Raw genomic sequence first — 8,022 nt, 5'->3', positions numbered from 1 at the left:
ATCAGAATGACATCGCGCTACCATATATATTAGGTCGCTTTGTTCTAATCATTCAGTTTCAGGGGTGTTACTGTTTGGTTGTTCGAAGCGACCATTCTCCTATGAAATAAATGATTATGAAATAATAACATTGATAATCATCACGATTAAATAATACTTTCTTATCTATCAATGGGTTGATCAGAGTGGTTGCTACTTTTGGCAATCTCTTATATCGTTTTTAGTGATCAATAATAAAAAATTGATCAATTTTATCAATTGATCAATACTGCTGTTCTAATCAAATAAAAGGGTTTTACTGTGGATAGCAGGCTAAACATTGCAGTTGATTGCACTTTTATCTGTGAACCAGTTTACTGGCAGAATGGTAAGTTATTTGCTGTGGAGTTATTGAGTCGGTTCACAACGGCCTCTTTTAAATCGCCTATTTATACTGAGCGCTTCCTTCATCAACTTAATGCTCAAATGAAGGCTAAGCTGCTGTTTGACCAATTATGTGCGGTAAAATCACAGCAGAAATGGTTTATTGACCAACAAATAATACTCTCAATTAATATAGATTTTGATATGGCTCAAACGGTGCTGTATGACGAAGACGTCATATCATTATTAGCTATGATGCCCTTTATCCGGCTAGAAATAATGGAGAGTTTTCCCAATCTCAGTGATGGGCCGAAGAACACACTATTAAGTAAGCTGGCTGAACGATATTCATTATGGTTGGACGATTTTGGTAGCGGTAATGCTCACCTGGCGGCCGTTGCCAGTGGGTTCTTTGAATGTGTCAAAATTGATAAGCACTTTTACTGGCAATGGGGGGGAAGTGCCACGTTCGATAACCTGCTGACACGACTTCGTGAGCACTGCCAGTGCGTGATAGTTGAGGGGGTAGAAACTCATCAACAGCTTACTCAGTTATCTGACCTCGGGGTGGATGCCATGCAAGGTTATCTATTTAGTTCATTTCCGTTGATTGAGGTGGAGAAGTTGTCGCTAGAATAAAGCTAAATTTTTCCGATAGGACATCAACTTAGGGTACTTTTTGTAGTGGATATCACAGTTATATCTGGCTGATGAGTGGATGATAGAGTCCCTATTTCGGTAAAGGCTATAGTTCATGTCTCAATATAAATTAGCTAAAACAGTATTCTTCGGGGATTTAAAAGTTAGCACCGCACTTTATAAGTACGAGATTTATTGTGAAGAATCTGAGCTGGTATACCATGCTGCTATTTATTCTGAGCAAGTCATTGCTGCTGGCAAACACACTTATCCGGTTTGGGTAAGAAAAGACCATATGATTTTAAAAGCACCGGCGCATATGCTGGATAAAGCCGTTGAGGCATGCGAAGAGCATTGGCTGAAGCACTACAAAGCTTAAGGCGGCGTTAACGTCTTTGTTCTGGCTGGTAGTATAAAATCAAATACGCCTGTATTCAGGCGTATGATTAAGTTGACTATTGTTTACCACCACAGCGCAAAACAATCTGCGTGGTTAATCAAATAACTCTGAGAGGAAACTTTTCTTTTTGTAGTGTTTAGGTTTTGCATATCCGTGATTATCACGTTCACGTTCACGTTCTCTGGTGTCAGAGTATGGCGCTGATGTTGATGTCGGTGTACTTTCAGCCGATTTTTCAATGATTTTATCCAGTTCTCCGCGATCCAGCCATACACCACGGCAGTTAGGGCAATAATCGATCTCAATGCTTTTACGTTCAGACATCACCAGTTGGGTATCTTTGCATACTGGACACTGCATAGTCTTCATCTCCGCATTTAACAAAATGACTCAACGTCACGATAGAAAAATCGATATCTGATTAGACAATGATTCTCAGTAATTATAAGTAAAGATAATTAAATACATGTAATCGCCGGACGAGATGGCTACATGCAACCGATTTTGTCTATGGTTGGATAGATGTCAGACATCTGTAGTGATTCAGAATACCCGTTTATAGGGTTTTACAATAACCGACTGATACACACCAGCCGCGCTATAAGGGTCTTGTTCCGCCCAGTGTTCAGCCTCTTGTTGCGAGGCAAATTCGGCGATAACAGTCGATCCAGTAAATCCGGCAGCACCAGGGTCTGCGCTATCAATGGCTGGGTTCGGGCCTGCTGTCAGTAGGCGGCCTTGATCCTGCAATACTTGCAGGCGGGCCAGATGTGCAGGGCGAACGGATAAGCGCTTATCAAGTGAATCAGGAACATCCGTTGCAAAGATTATATAAAGCATGTTTCACCTTTAAAATTATCATACCCCTCATACTGCAAGCTGCATCTGCGTTGGCAGCCTTCCTGCAACTCGAATTATGTAGGGTATATACCTCAATATGATGATTTGTATTCGTTGCGCCATAACACCATGTTCTATCCATAAATTCAATAAGGTGCAGAAAGGGCGACATCTAAAATTCTCAGATGAATACACCGGTAGTTAATAATGAAATAAAATGATAACTAAGCGTAACGAGAAAGTATTATTTGGTTGATATTGCCGTTTAAAGCATCATTTAAGGCTGTTGAGGAAGATTGTTTGCGCTTGCTTATTGAATATGATTGCTATTTGCATTTACACTTAGCTGCATTAGAGGACATTGAATTATTATGCAGCTAAATAAATTTTTCCTGGGTCGACGGCTTACATGGCCAATCGTATTTTCAGTTGGTTTACATGGCAGCGTAGTTGCGGCATTACTGTACGTTTCTGTCGAGCAAATGAAGGTACAACCTGAAATAGAGGATGCACCGCTGGCCGTTACGATGGTCAATATAGCCACCTTTGCCGCACCACAACCAGCGGCGGCGGAGCCACAGGCCGAACCGGAACCCGTTGAAGAAACACCGCCAGAGCCTGAGGTGTTGCCAGAACCTGTTCCTGTACCGATTCCTGAACCGGTGAAGCCGAAACCAAAGCCCAAGCCTAAACCGGTGAAAAAAGAAGTTAAAAAGCCGGTAGTGAAAAAGACCGAAGCACCACCGGATGACAAGCCGTTCAAATCTGATGAGCCGGCACTGGTTGCCAATAATGCGCCGGTAAAAGCCGCGCCGAAAGCGTCAGTTCCGGGGGCATCAACCACTGCTGGGCCAAGAGCCTTGAGTAAGGCGAAGCCAACTTATCCGGCAAGGGCACTGGCTTTGGGGGTCGAAGGGCAGGTTAAGGTCCAATACGATATTGACGAAAATGGTCGTGTCACTAATGTGCGCGTTTTGGAAGCGACGCCGCGTAATACCTTTGAGCGTGAGGTGAAGCAAGTGATGCGTAAATGGCGATTTGAAGCGGTTGCGGCTAAAGATTATGTCACCACCATTGTGTTCAAGATCGGCGGCAATATGGAAATGAACTAAGGTTATTATGGTGTTACTCAGTCTGCTATTGAGTAATCAGCAAATATCATAATAAGAAAAGGGTCGCTGTTATACAGGGCGACCCTTTTTTTGCGTCAGGACAAGCTCGGCCAACGATTATTGCGTTGCGCCAACCTCGAAATTCCCTCTGCCGTTAGGTAGCGCACGGGCTTTACCGGCATCATCCACCGCTACATAGGTAAATACCGCTTCAGTGGCACGATAGCGCTGCCCGATTGGCTCAGAAGAGACCTTTTTCACCCACACTTCAATATTGATGGTAATTGAGCTACGGCCGGTTTTAATACAGCGGGCATAGCAACAAACCACATCGCCCACAGCGACTGGCTTGAGGAAGGTCATCCCATCCACCCGAACAGTGACAACTCGCCCTTGAGCTATCTCTTTGGCCTGAATGGCTCCGCCAATATCCATTTGTGACATTAACCAACCGCCAAATATATCACCATTAGCATTAGTGTCTGCGGGCATTGCAAGGGTACGAAGTACCAATTCACCATTAGGTAATGATTGCTCACCGCGAGGTGATAATTGTTCCTGAGTCATCTCTGCCTACTTCTAAAAGTAAATCTATTCACCTGGAATGGCTCACTGAAATTTCAATAAGCGCAAATATACCAACGTCATTGAGGCCGCAGGGCGATGCCTGTTTGCAGTCTCAATGACGTTGGGAGCTATTATTTAAGATTATGACTTTTTCTGTTCTTCCGGCATATGTCGGTAAATATAAACGCCACTGATCAATGTGAATATCAGGGTGAGTGCGGTTAAACCAAAGACTTTAAAGTTTACCCAAATATCTTGCGGTAACCAGAATGCGACATAAATGTTCAGCAGGCCACAAGCCAGGAAGAACAGCGCCCATGACATATTCAGTGTTGACCATACCGCATCTGGTAGCGTTAGCTCTTTACCCAGCATGCGCTGAATCAATGGTTTTTTCATAACCCATTGGCTTATTAACAAAGCAACAGCGAACAGTGCATATAACACCGTCACTTTCCATTTAATGAATAAGTCGCTGTGGAATGTGAGCGTCAAGGTCCCGAATACCAGCACCATAACAGCGGTAACTAATGTCATCTTTTCTACTTTACGGTACTTAACCCAGGTAAAGGCTAACGCGAGTAGTGTCGCGACAATCAGCGCCCCTGAGGCGACAAAAATGTCATACATCTTGTAGAAAACGAAAAATACGACCAGTGGGAGAAAATCTAAAAGTTGCTTCATGAATCAATCCATCATTTGTACACAGCCCGACTATACCGGATTCAGTGGTGTGAGGGTACCAGCGGTAAAATACTATTATCCTTAATTATCCGTCGGAATGCGCGCTCTGCCAGTGGAATTTGCAGAAACTTACGATAAACAAGTAACAGATTTTGTCAGCATATTGCCAGTAGTGCGTTAACCCAGCATGATGAGTAATAATTATTGGGTTAGGTGTTGTGGAGTAAATATGCAGAGAAGATCACTTCGGTACTGGATGCCGGGTTTGACCCAATTGATGGCGTATGAACGTGAATGGCTCAAACCCGATGTCAGGGCGGGTCTATCCGTGGCCGCAGTCGCATTACCTATTGCTATTGCTTATGCTGAATTGACGGGGGTTAGTGCCGCTGTTGGTTTGTACTCATGTATTTTGCCGATGATTGCCTACGCTTTCTTTGGTTCATCGCGACAATTAATCGTCGGACCTGATGCGGCAACTTGTGCGGTGATTGCCGCGGTGGTCGCGCCGCTGGCTGCGGGGAGCAGTGAGGTGCATTGGCAGCTCACCATCATGATGACATTGATGATGGGCACATGGTGTCTGGTGGCCAGTCGTTTCAAGCTGGGGGCTTTGGCTGATCTATTATCACGGCCAATATTGACCGGGTTACTTAATGGGGTGGCAATTACCATTATTGTCGATCAGCTCGGTAAGGTTTTTGGTTTTATGACCCGCCCCCCACAACTGATTGAGCGGGTACTGGCATTACCCCATAATTTGATTAATAGCCATTTGCCCACCGTCGCCATTTCACTACTGACTTTTGTGGTGCTGTATGGTGTTAAGTGGTTACGGCCAAACTGGCCTGCACCGCTGTTGGCGATCGTCATGGCGACCTTTGTTTCCTGGGCTGCCAATATGCAGCAATTTAGCGTGGCGGTGGTTGGCGGGTTCGATGGTGGCTTGCCAATGGTGCATTGGCCTGATTTCCAACCCGGCCTGCTGCGCGATATGGTTATCCCGGCACTTAACCTGGCCGTGGTCAGTTTTGTTAGCATGATGCTGACCGCGCGTAGTTTTGCCGCCAAAAATGGTTATGAGGTGGATGCCGATGTAGAACTGCGCGCCTTGGGTATTACCAACATTGTTTCAGCGCTATCACAAGGTTTTGCTATCAGTGGGGCCAGTACCCGTACAGCCGTAAATGACGCCAATAATGGCAAAAGCCAGTTGGTTTCTATTATTGCTGCGTTGATGATTGCGATGGTGTTGCTGTTTTTAACCCGACCGTTGCAATTTATCCCAATCGCAGCGCTGGGCGTGGTGCTGATTTATGCTGCCTGGTCACTACTGGGATTCAGGAGTTTATGGCAATTACGTAAACGTAATACTCAGGCTTTCTATTTAGCGATATTTACTTTTGTCAGCGTAGTATTGGTCGGCGTGATTAGTGGTATCGGATTGGCGGTACTGTTGGGGCTATTGCAGTTCCTGCGCACGGTATTCCGCCCAACAGAACAGTTATTAGGGGTTAATGCTGATGGTATGATCCATTCAATGCGTAGCGGCAATGGGATCAAACCTGTACCCGGCGTGATGATTTATCGTTTTAATTCACCTCTGACCTATTTTAACGTGGCGTACTTTAAGCGGCGGATTTTGAATTTGGTTGACAGCACACCCCATCAGGCAGATTGGGTGGTTATTGATGCGGTCGCCAGTTTTACCTATGCCGATATCAGTGTTCTATCGGCGATTGATGAGCTTAAACGTGACCTGAAGCAACGCAATATTAAGTTGATACTGGCGGGAAGGCGTACCGAACTAACACGCTGGTTTAGAGTTAATCAATTGAAAAGTCAGGATAATGACCTAATTCTGGTACCGGATCTCTATCTGGCACTAAAACTGATTCAAAGTAAGCAGCGGGTGGCAGAGAAACAAGAACCAGAGATAGGTGCCGAGCCTGAAGTTAGTGCATAGGTATCAATCATTGATGAACAAAAAGGGCCGTAATGGCCCTTTTTGCTTTTACTTGGCGGGGTACTTACTCCGCTGGAGTGGCAGGGCGCAACAACATATATAAACGGAACAAATACACCAGCAATAATGCAGAAACCAGATTGCTAAGCGCACTTAAAATAATAGTCGCAATCGGTGTTGGCAAAATAGTCAGGTGGCTTACCAGATACAACAGAATCAATTTGGCCGCTATCCACAGCATCATCGCAGGGATGATTAACCGCACATTGGCAAATGCCAATTTAATACTGACTCTTATGGCCGAGAAAACCCCCATTTTCTCTGTGGTCACGATAATCGGTGAGAGTGATAACGCGACAGCAATGACCACACCAGGCACGATAAATATTGTTAATCCTAACTGAATCAACAAAGTACCGATAAACATCAGCAGCAGCAAGCGAGGCAAGATCGGTACTGAAATACCAATAGCTTGCAATGCACTGACCCGACGGCCCATCGATACCATAGAAATCAGGGTTAGCATTCCACCGACTAATAACACGTTACCGACTAAGGCAGAAAAGGTCGCCGCCGCAGAGACTTTAAGCAGCACCATCTGCTGCTCCGGTGTCATCTGCGATACTATCTCACTGATACTGACACTTGCTGATGACGCAATATCACCGTCCGCAGCACTTAAAATACCCAGTTGTTCAGCATCAGGGATAAATGCCTGATTCAGCATGACGGTAATGAACGCAGTCAGTAAAGCCAGCAGCAGGATTGCCGGCAGTTGATTACGTAAAAAGTTAAAACTGTCACGGTATAAACTGTTAGCCGTGATAGGCATGAAAGCTCCTTGGGATCGAAAAAATAGCGCTAGCCGATGATTATACCTTGTTATGAGGCGCTGTGGGATCCTGTCATTAATCTAGCAGTGATTTCTTCTAATCTGATTACCTCGACGTTATCAATAGCTAACGGTGGTAACCCATAGTGCGCACGGGCGCGGTCACAGTGCGGATTATGAATTCCGGCATCCCCTGAGCGTTCAAATTCATAACAGGGTGGTGGGCGGTCGCCATAAATTGTACAGGAAACAGCGTGACCGACTTCACCTTGAAGTGCACTGCAACGGGGGGATTTACAGTTAGTACCGGACATACAGCTTATAAAGGGTGTGACTTGTTCGGTCATGGCGTTGGGCACTGTACCGCCTCCCTCTTTGGCTTCAGCCCAATAGAACGACACTCTAAAATAGGCGCAACACGCACCACAGTTTTGACACGGATTAATTTCAGCGTTCATCTTGAATCTACTGCTCCTTACAAAGTAAACAGCCAACCGATCGCGATTTCACACATACAACATCCAAGCATAGCAGCATGACAACGGTTCCATTTTTCATCAATGGCTGTTAGCACAATTTGCGGCTAAATGGTTTTTATGATCCAGATCAATTTCAATAT

General features: G+C 45.1%; 10 protein-coding genes. 4 read left to right on the top strand and 6 right to left on the bottom strand.

The window, feature by feature from the left end:
• The first annotated feature begins 300 nt into the window (after window positions 1-300).
• Together V1952_RS17935 and V1952_RS17930 are read left to right on the top strand one after the other, a co-directional pair.
• Window positions 301-1,002: an EAL domain-containing protein gene (locus V1952_RS17935; protein WP_083158939.1), complete on the top strand. Its 702-nt coding sequence runs from the start codon at window positions 301-303 to the stop codon at window positions 1,000-1,002.
• Between the two features lie 115 nt (window positions 1,003-1,117).
• Complete coding sequence (locus V1952_RS17930) at window positions 1,118-1,381, top strand: hypothetical protein (protein ID WP_083158938.1); 264 nt, start codon at window positions 1,118-1,120, stop codon at window positions 1,379-1,381.
• Window positions 1,382-1,495: 114 nt separating this feature from the next.
• Here V1952_RS17930 and V1952_RS17925 read toward each other — a convergent pair whose 3' ends face one another.
• Window positions 1,496-1,762: a zf-TFIIB domain-containing protein gene (locus V1952_RS17925; protein WP_420075243.1), complete on the bottom strand. Its 267-nt coding sequence runs from the start codon at window positions 1,760-1,762 to the stop codon at window positions 1,496-1,498.
• Between the two features lie 183 nt (window positions 1,763-1,945).
• Complete coding sequence (locus V1952_RS17920; protein WP_083158936.1) at window positions 1,946-2,242, bottom strand: YciI family protein; 297 nt, start codon at window positions 2,240-2,242, stop codon at window positions 1,946-1,948.
• Between the two features lie 371 nt (window positions 2,243-2,613).
• On the opposite strand from V1952_RS17920, the gene tonB reads away from it, so the two are divergent.
• A complete protein-coding gene (gene tonB, locus V1952_RS17915; protein WP_372569143.1) occupies window positions 2,614-3,354 on the top strand; it encodes a TonB system transport protein TonB in 741 nt (246 codons plus the stop codon).
• A gap of 117 nt (window positions 3,355-3,471) precedes the next feature.
• On the opposite strand, the gene yciA is transcribed toward tonB, so the two are convergent.
• Both yciA and V1952_RS17905 read right to left on the bottom strand, forming a co-directional pair.
• The gene (gene yciA / locus V1952_RS17910) at window positions 3,472-3,921 is read right to left on the bottom strand and encodes an acyl-CoA thioester hydrolase YciA (RefSeq protein WP_050110472.1); all 450 of its coding nucleotides are present in this window, start codon (window positions 3,919-3,921) and stop codon (window positions 3,472-3,474) included.
• 141 nt (window positions 3,922-4,062) lie between these two features.
• Window positions 4,063-4,605, bottom strand: a complete 543-nt coding sequence (locus V1952_RS17905; protein WP_083158934.1) for a septation protein A — start codon at window positions 4,603-4,605, stop codon at window positions 4,063-4,065.
• Between the two features lie 229 nt (window positions 4,606-4,834).
• On the opposite strand from V1952_RS17905, the gene V1952_RS17900 reads away from it, so the two are divergent.
• On the top strand, window positions 4,835-6,571 hold the full coding sequence (locus V1952_RS17900; protein ID WP_420075242.1) for a SulP family inorganic anion transporter: 1,737 nt from the start codon (window positions 4,835-4,837) through the stop codon (window positions 6,569-6,571).
• Window positions 6,572-6,635: 64 nt separating this feature from the next.
• Here V1952_RS17900 and V1952_RS17895 read toward each other — a convergent pair whose 3' ends face one another.
• Both V1952_RS17895 and V1952_RS17890 read right to left on the bottom strand, forming a co-directional pair.
• Complete coding sequence (locus V1952_RS17895) at window positions 6,636-7,403, bottom strand: YciC family protein (RefSeq protein ID WP_372558966.1); 768 nt, start codon at window positions 7,401-7,403, stop codon at window positions 6,636-6,638.
• A gap of 50 nt (window positions 7,404-7,453) precedes the next feature.
• The gene (locus V1952_RS17890; RefSeq protein WP_372558967.1) at window positions 7,454-7,861 is read right to left on the bottom strand and encodes a YkgJ family cysteine cluster protein; all 408 of its coding nucleotides are present in this window, start codon (window positions 7,859-7,861) and stop codon (window positions 7,454-7,456) included.
• Window positions 7,862-8,022 lie beyond the last annotated feature (161 nt).

This window comes from Yersinia sp. 2542 StPb PI, from assembly GCF_048593855.1.
Classification (GTDB): domain Bacteria; phylum Pseudomonadota; class Gammaproteobacteria; order Enterobacterales; family Enterobacteriaceae; genus Yersinia; species Yersinia enterocolitica_E.
This window is presented reverse-complemented; position numbering and strand designations above follow the sequence as displayed.

Bases quoted from the DNA above. Each gene is read 5' to 3' on its own strand.
- V1952_RS17900 (WP_420075242.1), top strand. From the start codon at position 4,835: ATGCAGAGAAGATCACTTCGGTACTGGATGCCGGGTTTGACCCAATTG.
- V1952_RS17925 (WP_420075243.1), bottom strand. From the start codon at position 1,762: ATGCAGTGTCCAGTATGCAAAGATACCCAACTGGTGATGTCTGAACGT.
- V1952_RS17895 (WP_372558966.1), bottom strand. From the start codon at position 7,403: ATGCCTATCACGGCTAACAGTTTATACCGTGACAGTTTTAACTTTTTA.
- V1952_RS17905 (WP_083158934.1), bottom strand. From the start codon at position 4,605: ATGAAGCAACTTTTAGATTTTCTCCCACTGGTCGTATTTTTCGTTTTC.
- V1952_RS17920 (WP_083158936.1), bottom strand. From the start codon at position 2,242: ATGCTTTATATAATCTTTGCAACGGATGTTCCTGATTCACTTGATAAG.
- yciA (WP_050110472.1), bottom strand. From the start codon at position 3,921: ATGACTCAGGAACAATTATCACCTCGCGGTGAGCAATCATTACCTAAT.
- V1952_RS17930 (WP_083158938.1), top strand. From the start codon at position 1,118: ATGTCTCAATATAAATTAGCTAAAACAGTATTCTTCGGGGATTTAAAA.
- tonB (WP_372569143.1), top strand. From the start codon at position 2,614: ATGCAGCTAAATAAATTTTTCCTGGGTCGACGGCTTACATGGCCAATC.
- V1952_RS17890 (WP_372558967.1), bottom strand. From the start codon at position 7,861: ATGAACGCTGAAATTAATCCGTGTCAAAACTGTGGTGCGTGTTGCGCC.